Raw genomic sequence first — 25,374 nt, forward strand, 5'->3', positions numbered from 1 at the left:
GCGGAGGCGGTGCCGCGGGCGCGGTCGGCGCCGCCCGGCGGGCGGTCCGGGCCGCGGGCCGCCGACGCGGGCGCGCACGCGGCGCGCCGGCGGCGTCAGCGGCCGGCGATATCGCGCAGGAACGGGTTGGTGGCGCGCTCGCGGCCCAGCGTGGTGCGGGGGCCGTGGCCGGGCAGCACGTGGGTGTCCTCGCCCCAGGCGGCGCAGACCCGCTCCAGGCTGGCCAGGATCTGGGCGTGGTCGCCGCCGGGCAGGTCGGTGCGGCCGATGGAGCCGGCGAACAGCAGGTCGCCGGTGAACAGCACGCCCGCGCCGTCCTGGGCGTCGGCGACGCCGAAGGCCACCGACCCGGGGGTGTGGCCGGGCACGTGCTCGACGGAGAACTCCAGGCCGGCCAGGGCCAGGCGCTCGCCGCCGGCCAGTTCCACCAGCGGGTGGGGCTCGGCGGGCGCGGTGTCGCCCAGCAGGGCGGACAGTTGGCCGCCCAGCACGGGGTCCAGGCCCTTGGCGGGGTCGGTGAGCAGCACCCGGTCGGCGCCGTGGATGTGGGTGGGCGCGCCGGCTCCGCCGTGGCCGGCGACGGCCGCCGCCGACCACACGTGGTCGAAGTGGCCGTGGGTGAGCAGGACCGCCTCGATGCTGAGCCCGTGCCGGGCGACGGCGGCGGCCACGCCCTCGGCGGCGTCCTGGCCGGGGTCGACCACCACGCACGGCGCACCGCTCTCCGCGGCCGCGGCGACCACGTAGCAGTTCGCGGCGAGCGGCCCGGCGGGGAAAGCGGTGATGAACACGGTGCGCGCGGCCTTCCTTCTTCTCCTGTTGGCATGCACGGGCAAGCACGGGTGGGGCCGCGGGCGGCGGGGCCGCCGGCGGTCCGGGGCGGGCCGCACCGGATGGCCGGGCCGGGCGGGTGGCCCGGCCGCGCCGACCAGAGGCGGGCGGGCCGCTGTTTCCGAGCCTACCGAGGTCCGCGCGGGCGGGCGACCGGGTTCCCCGGTGCCCGGCGCGCCCCCGTCGTTCCGGTTCATCACCATTCGATCACCGCGCCAGCCACGGCCCTTTGCCAATCGCCCCGTCAGTGTCATATTGGTCGCGTCGCACCCGCTCGGCGGTGTTCCGAGCGGCACCCTCGACGCGGTGGGGCGAGCCGCTGATATGCGGCGACGCCGGCGGAAAAGCGGGCGGTATCCGGTGAGGTGTGCGGATATCGTGCATAGTCACGGCGGTCCCCGGCCACGGGCGGGGCGGCGCCGGGACCACCCGAACCTGGCCGCAGGAGCCAGGCTCATGACTGCTGGAGGACACGGTGACCACGGACCCCTGGGGCCGCGTTGACGACGACGGCACGGTCTACGTGCGCACGAGTGAGGGCGAGCGCGTCGTCGGCTCGTGGCAGGCCGGCGCGCCCGAGGAAGCCCTCGCGTTCTTCCGCCGCAAGTACGACGCCCTGGTGACCGAGGTCGAGCTGCTGGAGAAGCGGCTGCGCACCACCGACCTGTCCGCCGCGCAGGCCATGTCCAGTGTCGAGAAGCTGCGCGCGGCCGTGCGCGAGGCCCACGCCGTGGGCGACCTCGACGCGCTTGAGCGCCGCCTCGACGCGCTGACCAGCCAGGCCGAGGAGCGCCGCGCCGAGCAGAAGCAGGCCCAGGAGCAGGCCCGGGTGGAGGCGCGCGAGACCAAGGAGCGCATCGTCGCCGAGGCCGAGCGCGTGGCCGCCGAGACCACGCACTGGAAGTCCGGCGGCGAGCGCATGCGCCAGCTCATCGAGGAGTGGAAGGCCGCGCCGCGCACCGACCGCCCCACCGAGCAGGCCCTGTGGAAGCGCATGTCGGCGGCGCGCAACTCCTTCTCCAAGCGCCGCAAGGCGTACTTCGCCGGGCTGGACCAGCAGCGCGAGCAGGTGCGCGAGGAGAAGGAGCGCATCGTCGCCGAGGCGGAGTCCCTGTCCGACTCCACCGACTGGGGCCCCACCGCCGGGCGCTACCGCGACCTGATGCAGCAGTGGAAGGCCAGCGGCCGCGCCGACCGCGCCAGCGAGGACGAGCTGTGGACCCGCTTCAAGGCGGCCCAGGACCGGTTCTTCCAGGCGCGCAACGCGGTCTTCGCCGAGCGCGACGCCGAACTCCGCGTCAACGCCGAGGCCAAGGAGCGGATCCTGGAGGACGCCCGACGCGAGCTGGCGGAGATCTCCGATCCCCGCGAGGCCCGCGCGCGGCTGCGCGACTTCCAGGAGGCGTGGGAGGAGGCCGGCCCGGCGCCGCGCGACTCACGCGACCGGCTGGAGGGCGCGTTCCGCAAGATCGAGGACGACGTGCGCCGCGCCGAGGAGCAGGAGTGGCAGCGCACCAACCCCGAGGCGCGGGCGCGCGCCGAGGCGACGGCCAGCCGGCTGCACGACTCCATCGTCCAGTTGGAGGCCGACCTGGCCCACGCGCGCGAGCGCGGCAACGAGCGCAAGATCCGCGAGATCGAGGACGCGCTGACAGCCCGCCGCTCGTGGCTGGAGGAAGCCGAGAAGGCCCTCAACGAGATGCGCTGAGGCGCGGGCCGGCGTCCCCTCGCGGCCGCCGGCCGCGCCGCCCGCCACCGGGGCGCGGCACCGGCCCCGCGCCCGGCGCGCCCGCGGGTGCGCTCAGGTGTCCATGACCACTGTGAGCAGCAGCGCGGAGTCCTCCAGCGCCTCGATGGTGTGCTCGGTGTCGGGCGCGGCCAGCAGGTCCACCGGTCGGCCCTCCCAGGTGTCGGATCCGGCGGTCAGCCGGACCCGGCCGCGCAGCACGACCACCGTGGAGTCCACCGGGTTGGGGTGCGGGGAGACGGTGGCGCCCTGGCGCAGGCCGATCACGGTGTGCCGCAGGGTCTGCTCGTGCCCGCCGTAGAAGGTCTCGGAACTGCGGCCGGCCGACGCCGCCGCGGCCTCCTCCAGATGCTTGCGTGCCAGTGCGTCGAGCGAGAACTTGTTCATGGCACCCACTCTGACCGCTCAGCGCCGCCTCACACCTGCACCCCGCCCGGGCGCCCCGCTCCCCCGCCGCCCGCGGCCGACTTCCCCGCCTCCTGATCCTCCGCCAGGCGGGCCAGCCCCTCCTCGGCCGACACCTCCTTAGCCAACTCCTCGGCGGCGGCCGGCTCCTCCCCGGCCGACGTCCTCCTCAACCGCCCCCACCTCGGCCGGCACCTCCTCACCCAACTCCTCGGCGCCCACCTCCTCGGCCGAGTCCTCCTCAGCCAGCCCCACCTCGGCCAACTTCCTCCTCGACCGAGTCCTCCTGAGCCGGATCCTCCTCGGCCAGCTCGTCCTCGGTCGGATCCTCCTCGACTGACTCCTCCCCGGCCGGCTCCTCCCCGGTCGGCTTTTCGGCGGAGAGCCGGCGCGTCTCGGCGTGCAGGATGTCGATCGTGCCGGTCACGTACTCGGTGATGGCGGCGAGTTCGGCGTCGTCGTAGCCGGCCATGAGGCCGGCCATCGCCCGCCCCAACCCGCCGAAGGCGTCGGCCAGCGCCGCGCGCGCCCGGGGGTGCACCGCCACGACCACCCGCCGCCGGTCGGTGGGGTCGGTCTCGCGCGTGATGTAGCCCAGGGCGCCGAGCCGGTCGAGCAGGCCGGTCACGCCCCCGGGGGTCAACCCGGTCAACTCGACCAGCGAGCCGGCGGCCAGCGGTCCCTCGCGCTCGATCAGCGTGAGCGCGCGGTGGTCCAGCGCGCGCAGGCCCAGGCGCCGCCCCACCGCCTCGTGGAACAGCACGACGGCGGTGCTCAGCCGCTGCCCGAGGTCGTCACCCGCCGCATCGGGCCCGCTCGGTGCGTCATCCACGTGTCCGTCCTCTCCTCGTCGCGACGGCATGCTGTTGCGCCGACACTTCGGTTTATTTTAGTTTAGTGAAATAAAACGAATGGGAGAGCACTGTGCCGCAACACACGACCTCCGCGCCGCCCGAACCCGCCCACCTGCGCCTGGCCCTGGAGGTCCCCCGCTGGGCCTGGCACTTCACCCTGCGCCGCCTCCCCCTCGTGGTCGGCCTCTCCCTCATCCCCGCCGCCGAGCGCTTCGGCGTGGCGCTGTGGGGCGAGGCCCTGGCGCCGGCGGCACACGCGGCGCTGGAGGTCCTGGCCCAGGGCGCGCGGGTGGTGCTGGTGGTGCTGCTCGTCCGGATCGCCGTACTCGCCGACGAGCGGGTGCGCGAGCACGCCGCGGCCGGGTTCGGCCGCCGCGTCCAGGCGTTCCTGGACCATCGGTGGCCCAGCGTGCTCGCCCAGACGGCCCTGCTGCTGGCACTTGCCGCGGTGTCCACCGTGATCCCGGAGTGGCTGGTGCCGCTGTGGATCCCCGCCGGAGCCCACGACCTCTACTGGGCCGTGCTGCTCGCCGTCAAGAACGTCACCGTCATCGCCTTCGCCCTGGTCTGGGTGGTCGGCGCCCTGCGCCAGGCGCTGGTGGAGGGCGGCCGCCTGCTGGCCGCGACCCCCGCACCTCCCGCACCTCCCGCACCCGCCGCGCCGGAGGGCGCGGACGCGGACCGGCGCGGCCAGGCACGGCCGGGCGGCGCCACTGGGGACGGCCGGGCGGCGCGCGGCTAGTTGCGCATGCGGTAGACGTCGTAGACCCCGTCCACCCCGCGCACGGCCTTCAGCACGTGGCCCAGGTGGGTGGGGTCGGCCATCTCGAAGGTGAACCGGCTCAGCGCGACCCGGTCGCGGCTGGTCTGCACCGTGGCCGAGAGGATGTTGACGTGCTGGTCGGAGAGCACCCGGGTGATGTCCGACAGCAGCCGCGCGCGGTCCAGCGCCTCCACCTGCAAGGCCACCAGGAACATGGAGTCCTCGGTGGGCTGCCACTCCACGTGCACCATGCGGTCGGGGTCCAGGGCGCGGGTGTTGACGCAGTCCTTGCGGTGCACCGACACGCCGTTGCCCCGGGTCACGAACCCCACGATGGTGTCGCCGGGCACCGGGGTACAGCACTTGGACAGCCGCACCCAGACGTCGGGGTCGCCCTCGACCACCACGCCGGGGTTGCCCGCCGGGCGCGGGCGCGCCCGCGTGGGCACCGAGGACTCCGCGATGTCCTCCTCGGCGCTCTCGATGCCGCCGAGGGAGTCCACCAGCTTCTGCACGACGTTCTGCGGACCGATCCGGCCCTCGCCCACGGCGGCGTAGAGCGCGTCGACGTCGTCGTAGCGCAGGTCGCGCGCCAGGGCGATCAAAGCCTCGCCGCTGAACAGCCGCTTGATGGGCAGCTCCTGCTTGCGCATGACCCGGGCGATGGCGTCCTTGCCCTGCTCGATGGCCTGCTCGCGGCGCTCCTTGGTGAACCACTGGCGGATCTTGTTGCGCGCGCGGGCGCTCTTGACGAACTGGAGCCAGTCGCGGCTGGGGCCGGCGTCGGGCGCCTTGGAGGTGAGGACCTCCACGGTCTCGCCGTTGTGCAGCTCGCTCTCCAGCGGCACCAGCCGGCCGTTGACCCGCACGCCCACGGTGCGGTGCCCGACCTCGGTGTGCACCGCGTAGGCGAAGTCGATGGCGGTGGCGCCCTGGGGCAGGGCCACGGCGTCGCCCTGGGGGGTGAAGACGAACACCTCCTGCACCGACAGGTCGAAGCGCAGCGACTCCAGGAACTCGCCGGGGTCCTTGGTCTCCTGCTGCCAGTCGATGAGCTGGCGCAGCCAGGCCATGTCGCCGGCGCCCTTGGACTTGCCGTCGCCGCGCCCGCCCTCCTTGCCGGTGTTGCGGTCCTCCTTGTACTTCCAGTGCGCGGCGATGCCGTACTCGGCGCGCCGGTGCATGGCGCGGGTGCGGATCTGGAGTTCGACGGGGTTGCCGGAGGGGCCGATGACCGTGGTGTGCAGCGACTGGTACATGTTGAACTTGGGCATCGCGATGTAGTCCTTGAACCGCCCCGGTACGGGGTTCCACCGCGCGTGGATCGTGCCCAGGGCGGCGTAGCAGTCGCGGACGCTGTCGACCAGGACCCGCACGGCCACCAGGTCGTAGATCTCGTCGAAGCCGCAGTTGCGGGCGATCATCTTCTGGTAGATCGAGTAGTAGTGCTTGGGCCGGCCGCGCACGGTGGCCTTGATCTTGGCCTCGCGCAGGTCGGCCGACACCGCCTCGATGACGTCCTGGAGGTAGACGTCGCGGCGGGGGGCGCGCTCGGAGACCAGGCGGGCGATCTCGTCGAAGCGCTTGGGGTAGAGCGTGGCGAACGCGAGGTCCTCCAGCTCCCACTTGATGGTGTTCATGCCCAGGCGGTGGGCCAGCGGAGCGAAGATCTCCAGGGTCTCGCGGGCCTTCTTCTCGCGTTTGGCCTGCGGCAGATAGCGCAGTGTGCGCATGTTGTGCAGCCGGTCGCACAGCTTGATGACCAGCACCTTGATGTCGCGGGACATCGCCACGACCATCTTGCGCACGGTCTCGGCCTGGGTGGCCTCGCCGTACTTGACCTTGTCGAGCTTGGTGACGCCGTCGACCAGTTCGGCGATCTCGTCGCCGAAGTCGGCGCGCAACTGGTCGAGGGTGTAGGTGGTGTCCTCGACGGTGTCGTGCAGCAGCGCGGCGGCCAGCGTGGCCTCCTGCATGCCCAGCTCGGCGAGGATGGTGGCCACGGCCAGGGGGTGGGTGATGTAGGGGTCGCCGCTCTTGCGCTTCTGGTCGCGGTGGTGGTAGGCGGCGACCTCGTAGGCGCGCTCGATCAGCCGGACGTCGACCTTGGGGTGGGTCGCGCGCACGGTCTTGATGAGCGGTTCGAGAACCGGGTTCATGGACACCCCCCGCTGGGCACCGAGTCGGGCGAGTCTGCGGCGGACTCGCACGGTAGACGACGGGCTGGGCCGGTTGGTGGAGGCGCTCCGAGGATCGGGCTCGGCGGCGGTTCCGGCCGGCGGCGCGGCGGGGGCCGCGGCCCGCGCGCTTGCGGCGAGGGGCGCCGCGGTCTCCGCGGCGCCCCTCTGACGCTCCTGGGTGTCCGGTGTGGCCGCGCGCAGCGCGGACGCCGCTTCAGCCGGTACCGCTTCGCCTGGCATGGACATCCCTCCCGCGGCCGGTCGTCCCCGGGGCCGAAACCGCTACCGCGTACGGGTCGGGCACCGCCCGGGAAGGGGCGGTGTCGCCGTGGTCCGGCCGCCGGGGTCGACGTCAGCGTCGTGAACGTTGTGAACGTTAGGGCTCACCTGTACCAACGCGCCGCTGCGGCTCCGTTATGCCCGCAAGTCTACTGCCCGGGGGTCGGGCGGCCCGGCTCAAGGGGGCGGGGGCGGTTCCGGGGGCGGGGGCGCCTCCCGGTCGCCGACCGCTAGAGGACGGCGAGCGCGTGCGGTTCCACGTCGGTCAGTCTCCGCCGGCCCTCAAGGAAACCGAGTTCGATGAGGACCGAGAATCCCACGACCGTACCACCCGCCTGTCGGACCAGGCGCACCGCGGCCTCCCCTGTGCCACCGGTGGCGAGGACGTCGTCCACGATGAGCACGCGGCTGCCGGGCTGGACGGCGTCGGTGTGGATCTCGACCGTCGCGGAGCCGTACTCCAGATCATAGGTCGCCTGGTAGGTCTCGCGGGGGAGTTTTCCCGCTTTGCGCACCGGCACGAATCCGGCGCCCAACTCCAGGGCGACGGGCGCGCCCAGGATGAAGCCGCGCGCCTCCAGGCCCAGCACGGTGTCGACGGTGCCGGGCGCGTACCGCCTCGCGATCCCCTCGACGACCGCGCGCAGGGACGCGGCGTCGGCCAGCAGTCCGGTGATGTCCTTGAAGACCACCCCCGGCCGGGGGAAGTCGGGGACGTCGCGCAGGCCGGCCTTGATCAGGTCGGAGAGGTCCGCGGACATGGTGGTGTGGTCCTCGCCTTCGTCGCAGTGGGGCGCGCGCCGGGGGGGGCGGCCGGGCGGCCGGCACGCGCGCGCCTACCGGCCCCGCGGTCGCGGGGCCGGTAGGCGCGCGGGCAGCGCCGGGTCGGGGCGCTACTTGCCGTCGTTCTTGTCGTCGTTGCCCGGGAAGTCGGGGCGGTCCTCGACCGGGGTGTCGTCGGCCGGGGCCTCGTTGGGCCGCACGATGTCGCCGACACCCGCCTTGAGCATGCGGATGCGGGTGCCCGGGGACACCTCAAGCTCGACCTCGGTGTCGCGCACCTCGACCACGGTGGCGAAGAAGCCCGCCTTGGTCAGCACCTCGACGCCCGGCTGGAGGTCGCTCTGCATCTTGGTCTCCTGCTGCCTGCGCTTCTGCTGCGGGCGCAGGATCAGCAGCCAGAAGACGAGTGCGATGAGCACGAACGGCAGGAGCATCCCGAGGAGCCCGCCGTCCTGAGCGGCGGCGCCTCCTTGGGCCAAAATCGTCTGGGCCAGCACGGGGTGTCCTTCCCTTGGTTTGTCTCGACCTTGGTGGCGCGCCGACGTGCGGCGGGCCGCTGCCACGGCGTTCGCCGCCGCCCGTCAACGAGCGGCGGGGCGGGAGGCGTTCCCCGCGGCCGGATCGGCGCGGCCATCGTTGCCGTTTCGCAAGGTCCGCGTTCCAGCTTAGGCCATCGGGCGGAGGGGGACCCGCCACCGGCCGGCGGGGTGGGTGGCCTCGGGAGGCGACGGCGCCCGCTGGCCGGGCCGAGCCGACGTCGGGACGCCGGTCCAATCGTTGGGGCCAATGGCCGGGGCGGGTGACGGGTGCGGCGACGGCGGCCGGTGGCCTGAGCAGGCGACCGGCGCGCGGTGCGCGCGTGGTCGGGGGCGACGGGGCGCCCAGCGCGGCGGCGCCCGGGGCCGGGCGACCACGACGGCGCGGGGCGGATGACCGGGGAAGGCGCCGGAGACAGCGAAGGCAGCGGATGGCCGGGCAGGCGGTCACCGGGTCGCGCGGCGCGCGGCTGAGGCGAGCGACCGGTGCGGCGAGGACGCCGAGGGACTGAGGCAGCCGACCATTCGGTGGCTCGTCGCCACCTGACCGTCCGCCCCGGGAACCGGGGGGCGCGCGCCCCGCCCCGCGCCTGACTTAAGCTCTCGCGCCCTTCCCCACGCGTCCGACCCGCTGGGCGGTGAACGCGGGCTGGACCGTCGCCTCGCTTCCCCGTCGCCGGCCCGGCCGATCGACCCGCTGGTCGATGAGGACCGTCCCGGGAACCGCCCTCACCCCTAGGGTTGGGACGTCCCGGCGCTTCCGGGCTGGGCGGGGGCGGGAGCGGCACCGCCGTCGGCCGGGGCCGTGGCCGGCGCCGTGCCCGAGGCTGGGTCGGCCACCGCGCCCGCGCCGAAGGCGGCGTCCGGGGGCGGGGCGATGCCCATGTGCTCCCAGGCGCGCGGGGTGGCCACGCGGCCGCGCGGGGTGCGGGCGATGAAACCCGAGCGCACCAGGAACGGCTCGGCCACCACCTCCACCGTCTCGGGCTCCTCGCCCACCGCCACCGCCAGGGTCGACAGCCCCACCGGGCCGCCGCGGAACTTGGTGAGCAGGGCGTCCAGCACGGCGCGGTCCAGCCGGTCCAGGCCGTGGGCGTCGACCTCGTAGAGCGCCAGCGCGGCGCGGGCGGTGTCGCGGGTGAGGCGGCCGTCGCCGTGGACCTCGGCGTAGTCGCGGACCCGGCGCAGCAGCCGGTTGGCGATGCGGGGGGTGCCGCGCGAGCGGCCCGCGATCTCGGCCGCGGCGTCGGCGGCGAGTTCGACCTGGAGCAGCCCGGCCGAGCGGTGCAGGATCAACTCCAGGTCGGCGGGGTCGTAGAAGTCCATGTGCGCGGTGAACCCGAAGCGGTCGCGCAGCGGCGCGGGCAGCAGCCCGGCCCGGGTGGTGGCGCCGACCAGGGTGAACGGCGCGATGTCCAGGGGGATGGCGGTGGCGCCGGGCCCCTTGCCCACCATCACGTCGACCCGGAAGTCCTCCATGGCGACGTAGAGCATCTCCTCGGCGGGGCGGGCCATGCGGTGGATCTCGTCGAGGAACAGCACCTCGCCCTCGTGCAGGGTGGACAGCACCGCCGCGAGGTCGCCGGAGCGCTCGATCGCCGGCCCCGAGGTGATGCGCAGCGGCGCGCCCAACTCGGCCGCGATGATCATGGCCAGGGTGGTCTTGCCCAGGCCCGGCCCGCCCGACATCAGCACGTGGTCGGGTGCCCGGCCGCGCCGCTGGGCGCCGCGCAGCACCAGGGACAGCTGCTCGCGCACCCGCTCCTGGCCGACGAAGTCGGCCAGCCGCTTGGGCCGCAGCGCGCCCTCGATGGCGCGCTCGTCCAGGTCGGCCTCCGGGGAGACGGTGTCGCGTTCGTAGTCGGCCATGGCCGCCTCCCTCTGCTAGACCCGGCTGAGCCTGCGCAGGGCGCTGCGCAGGAGCAGGGCGACGTCGGGCGTGTGCTCGGCCTCGGCGGCCACGGCCTCAGCGGCGGCCTCGGCGTCCTTGGCCGACCACCCGAGGTTGACCAGCCCCGAGACCACCTGGGGTCGCCAGGGCGAGGCGGCCGTGGCGGCGGGGCCGCCGCCGGGTCCGCCGGTGCCCGCTCCGGCTCCGGGCGCGGGCTCGCCGAGCTTGCCGCGCAACTCCAGCACGATGCGCTGGGCGCCCTTGGGGCCGATCCCGGGCACGCGGGTGAGGGCGGCGGTGTCCTCGGCGGCCACGGCCGCGCGCAGTGCGTCGGGGGTGTGCACCGCGAGGATGCCCAGGGCCAGGCGGGGGCCGACCCCGCTCGCCGACTGGAGGCGCTCGAAGACCGCGCGCTCGTCGTCGTCGGCGAACCCGTAGAGGGTCAGCGACTCCTCGCGCACGACCAGCGAGGTGGGCACGGTGGCGGTCTCGCCCACGCGCAGCCGGGCCAGGGTGGCGGGGGTGGCGTGGACGGTCATGCCGACCCCGCCGACCTCGATGACGGCGGTCTGGGCGGAGCGGGCGGCGACCCGTCCGCTGAGGAACGCGATCACAGTCACCTTCCCTGGGGGTTGGGGGCCGGGCGCGCGCGGCGCGCCAGTTCGACCTTGCGGGCGAAGTCCTGCTGGGCCTGGGCGACCCGGGCCTGGGCGCCGCCGCGCCAGATGTGGCAGATGGCCAGGGCGACGGCGTCGGCGGCGTCGGCGGGCTTGGGCGCCTCGGCCAGGCGCAGCAGCCGGGCGACCATGGCCTGCACCTGGGCCTTGTCGGCGCGGCCGCTGCCGGTGATGGCGGCCTTGGCCTCGCTGGGGGTGTGCAGCGCCACCGGGAGGCCGCGGCGGGCCGCGCACGTGATGGCGACGGCGCCGGCCTGGGCGGTGCCGATGACGGTGCTGACGTTGTGCTGGGCGAAGACCCGCTCGACGGCGACGGCCTCGGGCGCGTGGCGGTCGAGCCACTCCTCGACGCCGCGCTCGACGCCCAGCAGGCGGTCGGCGAGGTCGGCGCCGGGGTCGGTGCGCACCACCCCGGCCTCCAGGAGTTCCAGCGGCCGGCCCACGGCGCCCTCGACAACGCCGAGTCCGCACCGGGTCAGGCCGGGGTCGACCCCCAGCACGCGCATCGCTCGCCTCCCCCTCGTGGACCTGCCTGCTCGAACGTCCGTTCGCAGAGCCTACCGTCGCCGGGCGGGGCCGCGCGCGCGGGACACGGCCCCGCGGCGCCCGCCGGGCCGGTTCCCCACGGCTGTGGCCCCCGGCTCCGGAACCCGGCGACCGGGCGTGCGCCGCTTCGGCGCACGGCGCCTCGGCTCGCGGCGACTCAGCGGCCGCCTCTGGCGCGGACGGCTGCCAGGTCCTCGCCGATGCGGAAGACGACGATGACCAGTTCCAGCACGACCCGGGTGACCAGGACGGCGACGGCGCCGCCGACCAGGGAGCCGAGGAGGGTGAGCAGGCCGTCGAAGGGCGCCATGGCCATCAGGCCGAAGGACCCGACGATCCCGCTCAGCGTGGAGATGCCGATGAGGACCAGCGCCAGGACGAACAGCACCCGGGTGATCTGGGTGGCCACCAGGGTGCGGAACCGCAGGTCGAACAGGCCGCTGAGGAACCCGGAGCCGCTCCCCGTACCCTGGCCGCCGCCGGCGCCCTGGCCGCCGGGTGCGGGCGGCGGTGCGGGGGCGGGGCCGCCGGGCGGCGGGGCGTAGCCCCCGGCGTGGCCCCCGGCGTGGCCCTGGTCGTAGGCGGGGTCGTAGGCCTGCTCGGGCGGCGCCTGCTCGTAGGAGCGGCCGGCGTAGGGCTGCTGGTGCTGCTGGGGCGCGTGGGCCTGCGGCGGTGCCTGGTGCTGCTGCGGCTGCTGCTCCCAGCCCTGCTGGGGGCCGGAGGCGCCGGGGTCGTAGGGCCGGGGTCCGGGCTCGTAGGGGCTTTCGCCGGGGGGATTCATGGCTGCCTTCCTGATCGGTCGCGGGGACGGCGCGTCGGCGAGTGGCACCCTACCGGTTGGCGGCCGCGCCCTCGGGGCGGCCGCGCGGGGAGCCCCCGAAACGCCGCACGCCCCGCTGCGGCTGGCGCGGGGCGTGCGGCGAAGGTGGGTGGAGCCGGCTCAGCCGATCTTCTCCATGATGTCGTCGGGGATGTCGGCGTTGGTGAAGACGTTCTGGACGTCGTCGGAATCCTCCAGGGCGTCGACCACCCGCAGGACCTTGCGGGCGTCCTCCTCGCCGACCGGGACCTCGACGCTGGGCAGGAACGAGCTTTCGGCCGACTCGTAGTCGATGCCGGCCTCCTGGAGCGCGGTGCGCACCGCCAGCAGGTCGCCGGCCTCGCAGACGACCTCGAACGCCTCGCCCAGGTCGTTGACGTCCTCGGCGCCGGCCTCCAGGACCGCCAGGGTGATGTCGTCCTCGGTGGTGCCCTCCTTGGGCACGATCACGACGCCCTTGCGGTTGAACAGGTAGGACACCGACCCGGCGTCGGCCATGGAGCCGCCGTTGCGGGTGACCGCCACGCGGACCTCGGAGGCGGCGCGGTTGCGGTTGTCGGTGAGGCACTCCACCAGCAGCGCCACCCCGCCGGGGGCGTAGCCCTCGTACATGATGGTCTGCCAGTCGGCGCCGCCGCCCTCCTCACCGGAGCCGCGCTTGCGGGCGCGCTCGATGTTGTCCAGCGGGACGGAGTTCTTCCGGGCCTTCTGGATGGCGTCGTACAGGGTGGGGTTGCCGTCGGGGTCGCCGCCCCCGGTGCGCGCGGCCACCTCGACGTTCTTGATCAGCTTGGCGAACAGCTTGCCGCGCTTGGCGTCGATGACGGCTTTCTTGTGCTTGGTGGTGGCCCACTTGGAGTGGCCGCTCATGCCTGTCCTTTCACCATGTCGACAAAGAGCCGGTGGATCCGCGGGTCACCGGTGAGTTCGGGGTGGAAAGAGGTGGCCAGCAGGCCGCCCTGTCGTACGGCGACGATCCTACCGGCCCGCTCGCCGTGGGCGACCTGGCCGAGCACGCGCACGTCGGCGCCCACGGCCTCGACCCAGGGGGCGCGGATGAAGACCGCCTCGAAGGGGCCGCCCGCCAGCCCGTCGATGTCGACGGCGCCCTCGAAGGACTCGGTCTGGCGGCCGAAGGCGTTGCGCCGCACGGTGATGTCCAGGCCCCCGACGGTCTGCTGGCCCTGGGCGCCGTCGAGGATGCGGTCGGCCAGCATGATCATGCCCGCGCAGGTGCCGTAGGCGGGCATGCCCTCGCCGATGTGCTTGCGCAGCGGCTCCATGAGGGCGTAGCGCACGGCGAGCTTGGACATGGTGGTGGACTCGCCGCCGGGCAGGACCAGGCCCTGGACGCGGTCGAGGTCCTCGGGCCGCCGCACGGGCGCGGCGGCGACGCCCAGGCCGCCGAGGACGCGCAGGTGCTCGGCGGTGTCGCCCTGGAGGGCGAGCACCCCGATGGTGGGTGTGGCGGACAACGGCTACCTCGCTTGCGTGGTGAGGGGCGGGAAGGGCGACGGGACCCGGCGGACCGGCGGGTCGGCGGCGTGGCCGGTCCGACCGGCGGCGCCGACCCCGGCCGACCGGCGGCCCGGTCGACCTTACGGCCCGGCGGCCGGCGCGGGGGCGGCGCGGGGGGCGGGGGGGGGGGGGGGGGGGCGGGGGCGCCCCCCCCCCCCGCCGCCGCCGGGGGGGGGGGGGGGCCGCCCCCCCCCCCCCCGCCGGGGGCGGGCGGGCGCCGGCTACCAGCCGCGGCCGGCGTAGCGCTGGGAGTCGTCCAGCTCGTCCAGGTTGATGCCGACCATCGCCTCGCCCAGGCCGCGGGAGACCTTGGCGATGACCTCGGGGTCGTCGTAGTGCAGGGTGGCCTGCACGATGGCGTCGGCGCGCTTGGCGGGGTCGCCGGACTTGAAGATGCCCGAGCCCACGAACACGCTCTCGGCGCCGAGCTGGCGCATGAGCGCGGCGTCGGCGGGGGTGGCCACACCGCCGGCCGAGAACAGCGGGACCGGCAGCTTGCCGAGCTGGGCGACCTCCTTGACGATCTCGAAGGGCGCCTGGAACTCCTTGGCGGCGGCGTACAGCTCGGGCTCGTCCAGCGTGCCCAGGCGGGCGATCTCGCGGCGGATGGCGCGCATGTGGCGGGTGGCCTCGACCACGTTGCCGGTGCCGGCCTCGCCCTTGGAGCGGATCATGGCCGCGCCCTCGGCGATGCGGCGCAGCGCCTCGCCGATGCTGGTGGCACCGCACACGAAGGGCACGGTGAACGCCCACTTGTCGATGTGGTGGGCCTCGTCGGCGGGGGTGAGGACCTCGGACTCGTCGATGAAGTCGACGCCGAGGGACTGGAGGACCTGGGCCTCCACGAAGTGGCCGATGCGGACCTTGGCCATGACCGGGATGGAGACGGCGTCGATGATGCCGTCGATCATGTCGGGGTCGGACATGCGGGCCACGCCGCCGTCGCGGCGGATGTCGGCGGGCACGCGCTCCAGGGCCATGACCGCGACAGCACCGGCGTCCTCGGCGATCTTGGCCTGCTCGGGTGTGACGACGTCCATGATGACGCCGTTCTTGAGCTGTTCGGCCATGCCTCGCTTGACCCGGGTGGTGCCGACGGCGGCGCCGGTGGCCGAGGTGTCAACGGTGTTGGTCACGGTGGCGGACTCCAAAGGGTTGTGGGCGCGACGCGGGGCGGCGGCCCCGGCGGCGCGCGGGATGATCGTCGCGGCACGTCAGCCGCGCGCGGCGGGGGGCGCGCTCCGCCTCCAATGGTAGATCACCCGTTCGTACTGCTTTATGGACATAACGGCAGGGCGCCGGTCGCTGTTCCACGCGCGGCGCTCCTGGCGGCCCGGTCGGCGCCGTCCGGGCTAGACCGGGGCGGTGACCGGCGGCTCGTCGTCCATCTCGAAGAACTCCGGCATGGGTGCGCGCCCGGCCAGGCGCAGCAGCCGCACCAGCCGCCCCGAACGGGCCTCGCGAATCCCGGCGACCGCGTCGTTGTAGAACCTGCGGGCCAGCAGCACCCGCTTGGCGGCCGCCTCCACCTCGGCCACCAGGTCGTCGCCGGCGGACTCGACGCCCTCGGGCGCGCGCAGCGCCTCGGCGAGGCCGGGTTCGGCCAGGACCGCGCGCAGCGCGCGCGACAGGGTGCTCTCGGCGAGTTCGCGTTCGGCCCGGTCGGCGCCGTGGGAGCGGCGGGCGCGGGCGGCGGCGTCGCCCAGCAGCACCGCCGAGGCGGGTTCCAGCGCGGGGGCGGCGGCCAGTTCCAGCACCACCGCGCCGCGCCGCACGAGGGCGGCGTCCAGGGCGGCGTAGGCGGTCTCGACCCGGGTGTGCAGGCGGTCCAGCCGGCCGGCCCGCCAGGAGACGTAGGCCGACAGCAGCACCACGGCGGTGACGATCAGGGCGGCGGCGGTGATCCAGGGGGGAATCCACTCGGGCACGGGGACTACACGCTCTCCTTGCGTCCGGCGGTGACGGGGCCGGCGGCGGCCGCCGGCGGCAGCACGGTCTCGTAGACGGCGACCACGTCGGCGGCGACCGTGCGCCAGTCGTAGGCGCGCACGGCGGCGCGGGCCGCGGCGGACAGTTCGCGGCGCCGGGCGGGGTCGTCGAGGAGCTCGGCGGCGCCGCGCGCCAGGTCGCGGGGGTCGCCGGTGGCAAACAGCCGGCCGGCGGCGCCGCCGCGCAGCACCTGCCGGAAGGCGGGCAGGTCGCTGGCGAGCACGGGGGCGCCCGCCGACATGGCCTCGGCCAGCACGATCCCGAAGCTTTCGCCGCCGGTGTTGGGCGCGCAGAACACGTCCACGGAGTGGTAGGCGCGGACCTTGTCGTGGTCGTCCACCCGGCCCAGGGCGACCACCCGGTCGCGCAGGTCGGGGGCGAGGCGGGCGCGGACCTCGTCGGTGTCGCCGGGGCCGGCCACCAGCAGCCGCAGGCCGGGGCGTTCGCGGCCGAGGACGTCGAACGCCTCCAGCAGCACGGCCAGCCCTTTGCGTGGCTCGTCCAGGCGGCCGAGGAACCCGATGGCGCCGCCGGGGCCGGGCCAGCCCTCGAAGGGCGCGGCGTGGGCGTAGCGGTCCACGGCGACCCCGTTGGGGATCAGCACGGCGTCGCCGCCCAGGTGCTCCACCAGCGTCTTGCGGGCGGCCTCGGAGACCGCGATGCGGCCGCTGATGCGCTCCAGGGCGGTCCGCAGCGCGGCGGCGGAGACCGCCATGGCGCGCGAGCGCGGGTTGGAGGTGTGGAAGGTCGCCACGATGGGTCCTTCGGCCACCCAGCACGCCAGCAGCGACAGGCTGGGCGCGGCGGGCTCGTGGACGTGGAGGAGGTCGAAGCCGCCGTCGCGGATCCAGCGGCGCACCCGTCCGGCGGCGCGGAACCCGAACGCCAGCCGCGCCACCGACCCGTTGTAGGGCACCGGCACCGCTCCCCCGGCGGAGACGACGTAGGGCGGCAGGTCGGCGGCGGAGTCGCTGGGCGCCAGGACCGACACCTCGTGGCCCAGGTCCAGCAGCGCCTCGGCGAGGTCGCCGACGTGCTGCTGGACGCCGCCGGGGACCTCCCAGGTGTAGGGGCAGACCAGGCCAACCCTCATGGCCTCACCACTTCCGGGTCGCGCCGCCGCCGCGCTCCCGCGGGCGCGGCCGGGGTGCGGCGGCGGGCGGCTCGGTGGACGTCTCAGCGGACGCCTCAACGCTACCCGCGCGGGCGCGCTCATCACCGGTGCGCCGGGCCGGGGTGTCGGCGGTGAACACCGGCTGGAGCATGTGCCAGTCCTCGGGGTGGGCGGCGATGGCGGCCTCGAAGGCGCGGGCCAACTCCTGGGTCATCAGCCGCACCCGCTCGGGCCGGGTGGGCGCCGGGGGAACCGGGATCTCGGGGCCGATGTCCACGCGCAGCCGGTCGCCGTCGTACCAGGGCGCCACCGGCAGCAGCGCGGCGCCGGTGCGCTCGGCCAGCGCGGCGGGGCCGGCGGGCAGCCGCGCGGGTTCGCCGAAGAACTCCACCTCCACCCCGGTGGCGGTGAGGTCGCGGTCGGCCAGCAGGCACACCAGGCGGCCGGCGCGCAGCCGCCGCGCGAGCACGCCGGCGATGTGGTTGCCGGCGCCGGTCAGCGGCAGCACCTCCATGCCCAGCCCTTCGCGGAAGGCCACGAAGCGGGCGAAGACGGATTCGGGCCGGAGGCGTTCGGCGACGGTGGTCGGGGGGATGCCCTGCTGGGCCACCCACGCCCCGGCGAGGTCCCAGTTGCCCATGTGGGGCAGCGCGGCCACGGCGCCGCGCCCCTGGGCCAGGGCGTCCTGGACCCGGTCCAGGCCGGTGCAGTGCACGCGGGCGGCGATGTCGGCGGGGGCCAGGGCCGGCAGCCGGAACATCTCGTAGAAGTAGCGCAGGTAGGAGCGCATGCCGGCGCGCGCGAGCGCCCGGATGTGGGCGGGTTCGGCGCCGGGGCCGGCGACCCGGCGCAGGTTGGCCTCCAGCCGGCGCACCCCCGCGCCGCGCCGCCGCCACAGGTGGTCGGCCACGGCCTGGGCGGCGCGCCGCCCGGCGCGCTCGGGCGTGTGGCGGACCAGCCGCCAGCCCAGCAGGTAGACGGCGGCCACGGCGCGCTCGGCGGCGCCCATTACGCGGTTTCGGGGTCGCCGGCGGGCCGGCGGGGCCGGGTGAGCCGGTTGCGGGTCTCGATGAGCCGCTGGACGATGGTGATCGCGCTCAGCGCGGCGAGGATGCCCAGGCCGGCCTCCAGCACGTAGGGCACGCCCGCGCCGCCCAGGCCCACGGCGACCAGGGTGATGACGAGCCGTTCGGGGCGTTCGGCGATCCCGACGTCGCAGTTGGCGCCCAGCCCTTCGGCGCGCGCCTTGATGTAGGACACCCCGAACCCGCTGACCAGGCAGAACAGCGCGAGGTAGCCGAGCACGGGTTCGCGCCCGCCGCCGAAGAACCACACCACCAGTCCGGTGAGGATGGCGGCGTCGGAGAGCCGGTCCAGGGTGGAGTCGAGGAACGCGCCCCACTTGCTGGCGCTGTCGGAGGCGCGGGCGACCGCGCCGTCGAGCATGTCGAAGAGCACGAAGGCGGTGATGACGGCGGAGCCGGTGAACAGCTCGCCCAGGGGGTAGAACACGAGCGCGCTGGCGACGGTGCCCAGGGCGCCGACGAGGGTGACGGTGCTGGGCGTGACGCCGAGCCGGGCCAGGAAGCGGCCGAGGGGCAGCAGCAGCCGCGCGAGCAGGGGACGCAGATATCTCAGCATGATCTCTCAGGATCGTACGGCCAGGCGGAGGGGGCGGCCACGCGGCGCTCCGGCGCGCGGGCGGCCGGGCACGTGAGGGTCCTCACGTCGGGGGGTCGAGGGAGCAGGCGGGGGTGCCGCCGGGCATGCGGTGGCGGTTGCGGGCCACCCACCGGTAGGCGGCGGCCGCGACGGGGCGCGCGGGCACGCGGCGCAGCAGCCACCCGGCGGCCGCCCACCAGGGGCGGGGGCTGGCCAGCAGCAGCACGGCCGCGGCGTCGGCGCCGCCCCACACGCGGGTTCCGGCGGCGTCGCGCAGCAGCACCTCGTGGCGGGCGCGCTCGCGCTGGGCGGGTGTGAGGTCGGCGCGCTGCCAGGGCACGGTGTCGATTCCGGGGGTGACGCGGTCGCGGGCGAGGCGGGCGCAGTCGGTGCAGAAGCCGCAGTCGCCGTCGTAGAAGAGGACGGGTCGGGGCATGGACGGGGTTCACCTCCTCTCCGGGGCCGACGGCGGTGTCGAGCCGGTCAGTGGTCGGGCCAGGCTCCGGCGACGGCGTCGCGGGTCTGCCGCAGCAGCTCGGGCAGGACCTTGGTGCGCCCGATGACGGGCATGAAGTTGTTGTCGCCGCCCCAGCGGGGCACGACGTGCTGGTGCAGGTGGGCGGCGATCCCGGCGCCGGCGGCCGAGCCGAGGTTCATGCCGATGTTGAAGCCCTGGGGGTCGTAGGCGCGGCGCAGCGCGGTGACGCCGGCCTGGGTGAGGGCGGCGAACTCGGCGGCTTCGGGGTCGTCGAGGTCGGTGTAGTCGCCGACGTGCCGGTAGGGGCAGACGAGCAGGTGGCCGCTGTTGTAGGGGTAGAGGTTGAGGACCGCGAAGGCGGTCTTGCCGCGCGCCACCACCAGGCTCTCGGTGTCGGGGAGGTCGGGGGCGCGGCAGAAGGGGCAGCCGTCCTCGGGTGCGGAGCCGCGCGGCTTGTTCTCGCCCTTGATGTAGGCCATGCGGTGGGGGGTCCACAGGCGGTCGAAGCCGTCGGGGTCGCCGGGGCGCGTGTCCCGTTCGGCCTCACTCATGCGCGTTCACCTCACCGCGTCGGCTGGTCGTGGTGCCCGAATGGCGCGGGCGCCGCCCGCCGTCGGCGGACGGCGCCCGTTCATCCATCCAGCATAGGAGTCCGGAGGCCGTGGGGTGGCGCGGGGCGTGCGGGCGGCGGGCCGCCCGCACGGTGCGGCTAGTCGCCGCCGCCGCCACCGCCGCCGTCGGAACCGCCGCTGGAGCCGCCGTCAGAGCCGCTGGATCCGCCCGCGGACGGGCCGGCCGAAGGGGTGGGGTCGGTGGCGGGGGTGGCGACGGGCTCGGCGGGGGTGTCGGTGCCGGTGCCGGTGGAGTGGCCGGCGGCCACCGGAGCCGAGCCGTCGCCGGAGGAGGAGTCGGCGTAGCGGCTGTTGAGCTTGACCGGCTGGGCCTTGCGGCGGCGCCGGGCGAAGATGTTGAGCAGTTCCACGAACAGCGAGAAGCCCATGGCGAAGTAGATGTAGCCCCGGGGCACGTGGAAGTGCAGGCCCTCGGCGACCAGGGTGAACCCGATGAGCAGCAGGAACGACAGCGCCAGCATCTTGACGGTGGGGTGGGCGTTGACGAACCGGCTGAGCGGGCCGGCCGAGACCAGCATGACGATCACCGCGATGACCACGGCCGCGACCATGACCCAGATGCCGCCGGGCTCGTCGCCGATCATGCCGACGGCGGTGATGACGGAGTCCAGGGAGAAGACGAGGTCCAGCGCGACGATCTGGAGGAGCACGGCTCCGAACGCGGCGCGCACCTTGGACCCCTTGTGGTCCTCCTCGCCCTCGAGGCTCTCGTGGATCTCGTAGGTGGCCTTGGCGATGAGGAACAGGCCGCCCGCCAGCAGGATGAGCGACTGCCCGGTGAACTCGATCCCGGCGATGGTGAACAGCGGCACGGTCAGCCGCATGATCAGGGTGATCGAGGCGAGCAGGACCAGCCGGCCCACCAGCGCCAGCGCGATGCCGATCTGGCGGGCGCGGGCGCGCTGGTGCTCGGGGAGCTTGCCCGCCAGGATCGAGATGAAGACGAGGTTGTCGATTCCGAGGACGATCTCCAACGCCGTCAGCGTGAAGAATCCGACGATCAGGTCTGTGCTCATGGCGGGGCGTCAGCTCCGGGGTCAGGTGTCGGTCGAGGGGCTACCACTGGCCTAGGGAGTCTAGATCATCCGTATACGCGCCCAGGTAACATCGCGCGGCGCCCGCCTGGCCGGAACAGGACGCCCCGGTACCACCCGCCGGACCCGCCCCCCGCCCGCCGGCCCGGGGCGGGCGGAGGGCGGGGGGCGGACCGCCCGGCGGGTTCCGCCTGAACGGGACCTTCTTCCGAGGGGCGGGGCCTCACCGCTCCAGGCCGGCGAGGTCCAGGCGGGCCAGCCGGTCGGGGTCGGAGAGGATGTCGATCTCGAGGATCCGCCCGTCCGCGACGGTGAAGCCCATGACCGAGATGAGCGTGCCGTCGATGGTGTTGACCAGTCCGGCGGCGCCGTTGACCAGTGCGGGGCGGGTGGTCGAGACGGTGGCCATGCGCTGGAAGGTGGCGAGCTGCCCGGCCACCGCCTGGGCACCGCGCAGGACCCGCATGCCGCCGGGGAGCGCCTTTCCGGTGTCGGCGCGCAGCGTGACGTCGGGGTCGAGGACGGCCAGCAGGGCGGTGAGGTCGCCGCCGCGCGCGGCGGCGAGGAAGGCGTCGACGACGCGACGCTGGGCGGCCGGGTCGGGGTCGGGGGTGGGGGCCGCGCCCTGGACGCGCCGGCGGGCGCGGCTGGCGAGTTTCCGGGCCGCGACCGGTGTGCGGTCCATGATCGGGGCGATCTGCTCGAACGGCATGCCGAACAGGTCGTGCAGGACGAAGGCCAGCCGTTCGGCCGGTTTCAGCGACTCCAGCACCACCAGCAGCGCCAGCCCCACCGAGTCGGCGAGCACGGCCTGGTGTGCGGGGTCGGCGCCGTCGTCGCTGACGACGGGGTCCGGCAGGCGCGCATCCAGCGGGTCCTCGCGGCGCGTCCGGCGCGAACGCAGCATGTCCAGGCAGACCCGGCCGACGACCGTGGTCAGCCAGCCGCCGAGGTTGTCGATGTCAGCGGCGCGGTCGTCGCCCGTGGTGCGGGCGAGCCGCAGCCAGGACTCCTGGACGGCGTCCTCGGCGTCGGTCAGGGAGCCGAGCATCCGGTAGGCCACCGCGGTGAGGTGCGTGCGGTGCTCCTCGAATCGCCGGGCGAGGAAGAGGAAGTCGTGTTCGTTCATGGTCGTCCTCCGGGTTGGCGGTCGAGTCCATGACGGACACCGCGCCGGCGATGTGACCGCCGGGGTCCGGTCACACTTTCGGCGGCCCGTGCGTCATGCCTCCGTCGAATCGGTAACACGATGAACGGAGCAGCACCGACGATGAGCGACATCGACGTCCACGGGACGGTCACCGGCGGTTTCGAGGCGGTGCGGGAGGAGTTCGCCGCCGTGATGGCCGGGGAGAGGGGCCCGGGCCAGGCCGGCGCGCAGTTGGCCGTCTACGTCCACGGCCGCCGGGTGGTCGACCTGTGGGCCGGAGACGAGGTGACGGGCGACACGCTGACCGGCGTCTACTCCGCCACCAAGGGCGCCGCGACCTTGGTGGCGGCGCTGCTGGTCCAGGACGGCGCCCTGGAGCTGGACCGGCCCGTCGCGCACTACTGGCCGGAGTTCGCCGCCAAGGGCAAGGACCGGATCACCGTGCGGGACGTCCTCACCCACCGGTCCGGGGTGATCGGCGTGGACGGCGGCCTCACCGCCGACGAACTGGCCGACGACCGGGTGATCGCGCGGCGGCTGGCCGGGCAGCGGCCGTACTGGCGTCCGGGCTCGGCCTACGGCTACGGCGGGTTCGTGACGTTCGCGGTCGTCAACGAGGTGGTCCAGCGGGCGACCGGCCGCCCGCTGCGGGAGCACTTCGAGGAGCGGGTGCGCGCACCCCACGGGCTGGACCTGTACCTGGGGCTGCCGGAGGCGCTGGAGGACCGGTTCCGGGAGGTGCTGCCAGGGCTGGCGTCCCCCGAGGAGCTGGCCGCGTTCTGGGCGAACGTTCCGGGACCGCACAGCATCACCGGCATCGGCTACGGCCTCAACTCCACCCCGCCCCTGGACCAGGTGGCCTTCCTCAACACCCGGCGGGTGCGCGCGCTCGGCCAGTCCTCCGCCGGCGGCGTCGGCAGCGCCCGCGGGCTGGCCCGGATGTACGCGGCCGCGGTCTGGGGCGTGGACGGCGCCGCGCCGCTGCTCACCCCCGACACCCTCGGCGAGTTCGCCATGCTCCACTCCACCGGCGGCGACCTGGTCACCGGCGAGGCCGGCCAGTACGCCCTGGGGTTCCAGGCCAAGGGGCTGCGCTACCCCTTCCTGAGCGCGAACTCCTTCGGCCACAACGGGTCCGCCGGCGCGGAGTCGTTCGCCGACCCGCGCGGCGGCATCGCCTTCGGCTACACCCGCCGCCGCTTCTCCTTCGACTGGTCCTACCCCGAACACGACCGGCTGGCCGCCGCGGTCCACCGCGCCGCCACCGGTGCCTGAGGAGGCTCGACATGACTTCGCACCTGGATACCCCGTCCCGCACCCGGTCCGGCGGCCTGGCGCTGTGGGTGATGGCCGCGGCGCAACTGGTGATCGTGATGGACGGCACCATCGTGACCGTGGGCCTGCCCGCCATCGGCGCGGGACTGCACATGGCCGAGTCCGATCTGGACTGGGTCCTGACCTCCTACGCGCTGGCGTTCGGCGGGCTGCTGCTGGCCGGCGGCCGGGCCGGTGACGTGTTCGGCCGCCGCAGGATGTTCCGGATCGGGCTGGTGGTGTTCCTGCTCGCCTCCCTGCTGGGCGGCGTGGCGCAGACCGGGGCCACGCTCATCGCCGCCCGGGTGGTGCAGGGCGTGGGCGGCGCGATCATCGCCCCGGCCGCGCTGTCCCTGCTCGCCGACACCTTCCCCGCCGGGCCGGCGCGCGACAAGGCGCTGGGTGTGTACGGCGCGATGGGCGGGCTGGGCGCCGTGGTCGGGCTGCTGCTCGGCGGCGCGCTCACCGAGTACCTCGGCTGGCGGTGGATCATGTTCGTCAACATCCCCTTCGCCCTGCTGCTGCTCGCCGGCACCCTCGCGGTGGTACCCGGCACCCGGCGGCGCGGCGGGATCGACCTGCCCGGCGCGATCACCGCGACCCTCGCGCTGGGCTCGCTGGTCTACGCCGTCAACCGGGCCGGCTCCCACGGCCTGGGCGACGGGTTCACCCTCGCCTTCGGCGCGGCCGGCGTCGTGCTGGCCGTCGTGTTCGTCGCCATCCAGCGCGGCGCCCGCACCCCGCTGGTCCCGGCCGGTGTGCTCGCCGACCGCACCCGGTTCGGCGCCAACCTGGTCATGCTGCTCATGGGCGCGGGCCAACTGGCGACGTTCTACTTCCTCACCCTCTACATGCAGGCGGTCAAGGACTACCCGCCCATGGTGACCGGGCTGGCCTACCTGCCGTTCGCGATCGGCATCGGCATCGGCTCCGGCGTGGTCGGCCCCCGCCTGCTCGCCCGCACCTCCATCCGGACCACGCTGACGGCCGGCCTGGTGGTGGCCGCCGCGGCGATGGTCTGGTTCAGCGTGCTGACCCCCGACCAGAACGCCCTGATCGCCTTGCTGCCGGCCCAACTGGTCGGGGGCGTCGGCCTGGGGATCGGCTTCGTCGCGGCGACGATCGGCGGCGTGCGGGGCGTGGCCGCGGCGGACTCCGGCATCGCCTCCGGGCTCGTCAACACCAGCCAGCAGATCGGCGGCGCGCTGGGGCTGGCGGTCCTGGCCGGTGTCGCCGCCGCCGCCACCGCCGGCCAGCCGACGGGGGCGCCCCTGCCAGACGCCCTGACCGCCGGCTACACCACCGGGCTGCTCGGCGCGGGCGCGTTCTACCTGGCCGCCGTCTGCGCCGCCGTGCTCCTCGTCCGGCCGCGTTCGGGCCGGAGCGGGGCCGAGCCGTCACCGGCCCGCGGCGGGGCGCCCACCGCCGCCGCGTGAGCGGTTCGCGGGCGGTCCGGCGGGCGCGCCGGGCCGCCACCGCGCCCGCCGAAAAAATTCGTCGCGCTCACCGGTCACATCCGCCGCCCGCGACCCGTCAAGAAGATGACAGCCAAGAACGGGAAAGGAAAACCCACCATGACCACCACTCCCGCCTCCACCCCCGCTTCCGCCGCCGCGGAGACCGAGAGCACCGCCCTCCAGTCGCGTCTGCCCAACCCCGCCAAGCTCGTCCCCGAACTGGGGCAGATCGCCGGGGCCCTGTTCAAGGCCACCGGGAACGGCTCGATCCCGCAGACCACCATCGGCCTGGTCCAGTTGCGCGCCGGGCAGATCGCGGACAGCACCTACCTGACCGTCCTGCACACCGGCAACCTCCGCAGGGCCGGGGAGGCGGAGGAGCGCATCTCCGCCGTGGCGTCCTGGCGGGACGCGCCCCACTTCACCGAGGCCGAGCGGGTCGCGCTCGAACTCGTGGAGGCCGTGCTGACCGCCAACCCCCACGGCGAGCGGGTCCCCGACGAGCTGTACGCCCGGGCGGCCGCGCACTACGACGAGACGGCGCTGACCACCCTCATCATGGCGATCGGCCAGGTGTGCTTCTTCCTCCCCCTCGCCCTCATCGGCAAGCCGCTGCCCGGGGTGTCGCCCGCGGAGCAGTGGCGGGACTAGCACCGGCGGGCTCAGGGGTGCGGAACGGTGACCGTTCCGCACCCCTCTTTCCGTTTTCCGGTC

27 protein-coding genes are annotated in these 25,374 nt (G+C 74.8%); 5 read left to right on the forward strand and 22 right to left on the reverse strand.

What is annotated here, in order from left to right:
• Positions 1-95: 95 nt before the first annotated feature.
• Positions 96-791, reverse strand: a complete 696-nt coding sequence (locus LG943_RS23650) for an MBL fold metallo-hydrolase (RefSeq protein ID WP_270074563.1) — start codon at positions 789-791, stop codon at positions 96-98.
• Positions 792-1,306: 515 nt separating this feature from the next.
• Between LG943_RS23650 and LG943_RS23655 the strand changes: the two genes are divergently transcribed.
• Positions 1,307-2,539 (forward strand): DUF349 domain-containing protein, encoded by a 1,233-nt coding sequence (locus LG943_RS23655; protein WP_270074564.1) that lies wholly within the window; start codon positions 1,307-1,309, stop codon positions 2,537-2,539.
• A gap of 93 nt (positions 2,540-2,632) precedes the next feature.
• Here LG943_RS23655 and LG943_RS23660 read toward each other — a convergent pair whose 3' ends face one another.
• From LG943_RS23660 to LG943_RS23670, 3 genes are all read right to left on the reverse strand, one after another.
• On the reverse strand, positions 2,633-2,965 hold the full coding sequence (locus LG943_RS23660) for a cupin domain-containing protein (protein WP_270074565.1): 333 nt from the start codon (positions 2,963-2,965) through the stop codon (positions 2,633-2,635).
• A gap of 29 nt (positions 2,966-2,994) precedes the next feature.
• Entirely contained in the window at positions 2,995-3,156 is a 162-nt protein-coding gene (locus LG943_RS23665; RefSeq protein WP_270074566.1) for a hypothetical protein, read from the reverse strand.
• Between the two features lie 68 nt (positions 3,157-3,224).
• Entirely contained in the window at positions 3,225-3,815 is a 591-nt protein-coding gene (locus tag LG943_RS23670) for a MarR family winged helix-turn-helix transcriptional regulator (protein WP_270074567.1), read from the reverse strand.
• Between the two features lie 92 nt (positions 3,816-3,907).
• Here LG943_RS23670 and LG943_RS23675 point away from each other — a divergent pair, with 92 nt between their 5' ends.
• Positions 3,908-4,579, forward strand: coding sequence for a hypothetical protein (locus LG943_RS23675; protein WP_270074568.1), 672 nt, complete (start codon positions 3,908-3,910; stop codon positions 4,577-4,579).
• Here the strand turns inward: LG943_RS23675 and LG943_RS23680 are convergent.
• From LG943_RS23680 to sigJ, 18 genes are all read right to left on the reverse strand, one after another.
• Positions 4,576-6,759, reverse strand: a complete 2,184-nt coding sequence (locus tag LG943_RS23680) for a RelA/SpoT family protein (RefSeq protein WP_270074569.1) — start codon at positions 6,757-6,759, stop codon at positions 4,576-4,578. The two genes, LG943_RS23675 and LG943_RS23680, sit on opposite strands and share 4 nt — an antisense overlap.
• A gap of 530 nt (positions 6,760-7,289) precedes the next feature.
• Entirely contained in the window at positions 7,290-7,820 is a 531-nt protein-coding gene (locus tag LG943_RS23685) for an adenine phosphoribosyltransferase (protein WP_270074570.1), read from the reverse strand.
• Between the two features lie 132 nt (positions 7,821-7,952).
• Positions 7,953-8,276 (reverse strand): preprotein translocase subunit YajC, encoded by a 324-nt coding sequence (yajC, locus tag LG943_RS23690; RefSeq protein WP_270074604.1) that lies wholly within the window; start codon positions 8,274-8,276, stop codon positions 7,953-7,955.
• Between the two features lie 837 nt (positions 8,277-9,113).
• Positions 9,114-10,247 carry a Holliday junction branch migration DNA helicase RuvB gene (ruvB, locus tag LG943_RS23695; RefSeq protein ID WP_270074571.1) on the reverse strand — a complete coding sequence of 378 codons (1,134 nt, stop codon included), beginning with the start codon at positions 10,245-10,247 and terminating at the stop codon, positions 9,114-9,116.
• Positions 10,248-10,262: 15 nt separating this feature from the next.
• Entirely contained in the window at positions 10,263-10,883 is a 621-nt protein-coding gene (gene ruvA, locus LG943_RS23700; protein ID WP_270074572.1) for a Holliday junction branch migration protein RuvA, read from the reverse strand.
• Positions 10,884-10,885: 2 nt separating this feature from the next.
• Entirely contained in the window at positions 10,886-11,452 is a 567-nt protein-coding gene (gene ruvC, locus LG943_RS23705; protein ID WP_270074573.1) for a crossover junction endodeoxyribonuclease RuvC, read from the reverse strand.
• A 197-nt stretch (positions 11,453-11,649) separates the two neighbouring features.
• Positions 11,650-12,273 (reverse strand): DUF4282 domain-containing protein, encoded by a 624-nt coding sequence (locus LG943_RS23710; protein WP_270074574.1) that lies wholly within the window; start codon positions 12,271-12,273, stop codon positions 11,650-11,652.
• Between the two features lie 159 nt (positions 12,274-12,432).
• Positions 12,433-13,182, reverse strand: coding sequence for a YebC/PmpR family DNA-binding transcriptional regulator (locus LG943_RS23715; RefSeq protein WP_270074575.1), 750 nt, complete (start codon positions 13,180-13,182; stop codon positions 12,433-12,435).
• Complete coding sequence (pdxT, locus tag LG943_RS23720; RefSeq protein WP_270074576.1) at positions 13,179-13,787, reverse strand: pyridoxal 5'-phosphate synthase glutaminase subunit PdxT; 609 nt, start codon at positions 13,785-13,787, stop codon at positions 13,179-13,181. The genes LG943_RS23715 and pdxT overlap by 4 nt, the downstream gene beginning before the upstream one ends.
• A gap of 264 nt (positions 13,788-14,051) precedes the next feature.
• On the reverse strand, positions 14,052-14,981 hold the full coding sequence (pdxS, locus tag LG943_RS23725) for a pyridoxal 5'-phosphate synthase lyase subunit PdxS (RefSeq protein WP_270074577.1): 930 nt from the start codon (positions 14,979-14,981) through the stop codon (positions 14,052-14,054).
• Positions 14,982-15,182: 201 nt separating this feature from the next.
• Complete coding sequence (locus LG943_RS23730; RefSeq protein WP_270074578.1) at positions 15,183-15,758, reverse strand: LemA family protein; 576 nt, start codon at positions 15,756-15,758, stop codon at positions 15,183-15,185.
• 5 nt (positions 15,759-15,763) lie between these two features.
• Entirely contained in the window at positions 15,764-16,912 is a 1,149-nt protein-coding gene (locus LG943_RS23735; protein WP_270074579.1) for a glycosyltransferase family 4 protein, read from the reverse strand.
• Between the two features lie 4 nt (positions 16,913-16,916).
• Complete coding sequence (locus tag LG943_RS23740) at positions 16,917-17,942, reverse strand: phosphatidylinositol mannoside acyltransferase (protein WP_270074580.1); 1,026 nt, start codon at positions 17,940-17,942, stop codon at positions 16,917-16,919.
• Complete coding sequence (gene pgsA, locus LG943_RS23745; protein WP_270074581.1) at positions 17,942-18,574, reverse strand: phosphatidylinositol phosphate synthase; 633 nt, start codon at positions 18,572-18,574, stop codon at positions 17,942-17,944. The genes LG943_RS23740 and pgsA overlap by 1 nt, the downstream gene beginning before the upstream one ends.
• A gap of 82 nt (positions 18,575-18,656) precedes the next feature.
• Positions 18,657-19,031 (reverse strand): thiol-disulfide oxidoreductase DCC family protein, encoded by a 375-nt coding sequence (locus tag LG943_RS23750; RefSeq protein ID WP_270074582.1) that lies wholly within the window; start codon positions 19,029-19,031, stop codon positions 18,657-18,659.
• 47 nt (positions 19,032-19,078) lie between these two features.
• On the reverse strand, positions 19,079-19,624 hold the full coding sequence (locus LG943_RS23755) for an HIT family protein (protein WP_270074583.1): 546 nt from the start codon (positions 19,622-19,624) through the stop codon (positions 19,079-19,081).
• 158 nt (positions 19,625-19,782) lie between these two features.
• The gene (locus LG943_RS23760; RefSeq protein WP_270074584.1) at positions 19,783-20,721 is read right to left on the reverse strand and encodes a TerC family protein; all 939 of its coding nucleotides are present in this window, start codon (positions 20,719-20,721) and stop codon (positions 19,783-19,785) included.
• Between the two features lie 241 nt (positions 20,722-20,962).
• A complete protein-coding gene (gene sigJ, locus LG943_RS23765) occupies positions 20,963-21,868 on the reverse strand; it encodes an RNA polymerase sigma factor SigJ (RefSeq protein WP_270074585.1) in 906 nt (301 codons plus the stop codon).
• A 141-nt stretch (positions 21,869-22,009) separates the two neighbouring features.
• On the opposite strand from sigJ, the gene LG943_RS23770 reads away from it, so the two are divergent.
• From LG943_RS23770 to LG943_RS23780, 3 genes are all read left to right on the forward strand, one after another.
• Entirely contained in the window at positions 22,010-23,164 is a 1,155-nt protein-coding gene (locus LG943_RS23770; protein ID WP_270074586.1) for a serine hydrolase domain-containing protein, read from the forward strand.
• 11 nt (positions 23,165-23,175) lie between these two features.
• Positions 23,176-24,639, forward strand: a complete 1,464-nt coding sequence (locus LG943_RS23775; protein WP_270074587.1) for an MFS transporter — start codon at positions 23,176-23,178, stop codon at positions 24,637-24,639.
• 138 nt (positions 24,640-24,777) lie between these two features.
• The gene (locus LG943_RS23780; protein WP_270074588.1) at positions 24,778-25,311 is read left to right on the forward strand and encodes a carboxymuconolactone decarboxylase family protein; all 534 of its coding nucleotides are present in this window, start codon (positions 24,778-24,780) and stop codon (positions 25,309-25,311) included.
• Positions 25,312-25,374: the final 63 nt, after the last annotated feature.

This window comes from Streptomonospora mangrovi (assembly GCF_027604915.1).
In the GTDB taxonomy this organism is placed as follows: domain Bacteria; phylum Actinomycetota; class Actinomycetes; order Streptosporangiales; family Streptosporangiaceae; genus Streptomonospora; species Streptomonospora mangrovi.

What these genes read in the sequence shown, in the direction of transcription:
- LG943_RS23660 (WP_270074565.1), bottom strand. Translation starts at nt 2,965, where the DNA reads ATGAACAAGTTCTCGCTCGACGCACTGGCACGCAAGCATCTGGAGGAG.
- yajC (WP_270074604.1), bottom strand. Translation starts at nt 8,276, where the DNA reads ATGCTCCTGCCGTTCGTGCTCATCGCACTCGTCTTCTGGCTGCTGATC.
- ruvC (WP_270074573.1), bottom strand. Translation starts at nt 11,452, where the DNA reads ATGCGCGTGCTGGGGGTCGACCCCGGCCTGACCCGGTGCGGACTCGGC.
- LG943_RS23715 (WP_270074575.1), bottom strand. Translation starts at nt 13,182, where the DNA reads ATGAGCGGCCACTCCAAGTGGGCCACCACCAAGCACAAGAAAGCCGTC.
- sigJ (WP_270074585.1), bottom strand. Translation starts at nt 21,868, where the DNA reads ATGAACGAACACGACTTCCTCTTCCTCGCCCGGCGATTCGAGGAGCAC.
- LG943_RS23750 (WP_270074582.1), bottom strand. Translation starts at nt 19,031, where the DNA reads ATGCCCCGACCCGTCCTCTTCTACGACGGCGACTGCGGCTTCTGCACC.
- LG943_RS23775 (WP_270074587.1), top strand. Translation starts at nt 23,176, where the DNA reads ATGACTTCGCACCTGGATACCCCGTCCCGCACCCGGTCCGGCGGCCTG.
- LG943_RS23780 (WP_270074588.1), top strand. Translation starts at nt 24,778, where the DNA reads ATGACCACCACTCCCGCCTCCACCCCCGCTTCCGCCGCCGCGGAGACC.
- LG943_RS23710 (WP_270074574.1), bottom strand. Translation starts at nt 12,273, where the DNA reads ATGAATCCCCCCGGCGAAAGCCCCTACGAGCCCGGACCCCGGCCCTAC.
- LG943_RS23680 (WP_270074569.1), bottom strand. Translation starts at nt 6,759, where the DNA reads ATGAACCCGGTTCTCGAACCGCTCATCAAGACCGTGCGCGCGACCCAC.
- LG943_RS23685 (WP_270074570.1), bottom strand. Translation starts at nt 7,820, where the DNA reads ATGTCCGCGGACCTCTCCGACCTGATCAAGGCCGGCCTGCGCGACGTC.
- LG943_RS23755 (WP_270074583.1), bottom strand. Translation starts at nt 19,624, where the DNA reads ATGAGTGAGGCCGAACGGGACACGCGCCCCGGCGACCCCGACGGCTTC.
- ruvB (WP_270074571.1), bottom strand. Translation starts at nt 10,247, where the DNA reads ATGGCCGACTACGAACGCGACACCGTCTCCCCGGAGGCCGACCTGGAC.
- LG943_RS23735 (WP_270074579.1), bottom strand. Translation starts at nt 16,912, where the DNA reads ATGAGGGTTGGCCTGGTCTGCCCCTACACCTGGGAGGTCCCCGGCGGC.
- LG943_RS23760 (WP_270074584.1), bottom strand. Translation starts at nt 20,721, where the DNA reads ATGAGCACAGACCTGATCGTCGGATTCTTCACGCTGACGGCGTTGGAG.
- LG943_RS23770 (WP_270074586.1), top strand. Translation starts at nt 22,010, where the DNA reads ATGAGCGACATCGACGTCCACGGGACGGTCACCGGCGGTTTCGAGGCG.
- LG943_RS23740 (WP_270074580.1), bottom strand. Translation starts at nt 17,942, where the DNA reads ATGGGCGCCGCCGAGCGCGCCGTGGCCGCCGTCTACCTGCTGGGCTGG.
- pgsA (WP_270074581.1), bottom strand. Translation starts at nt 18,574, where the DNA reads ATGCTGAGATATCTGCGTCCCCTGCTCGCGCGGCTGCTGCTGCCCCTC.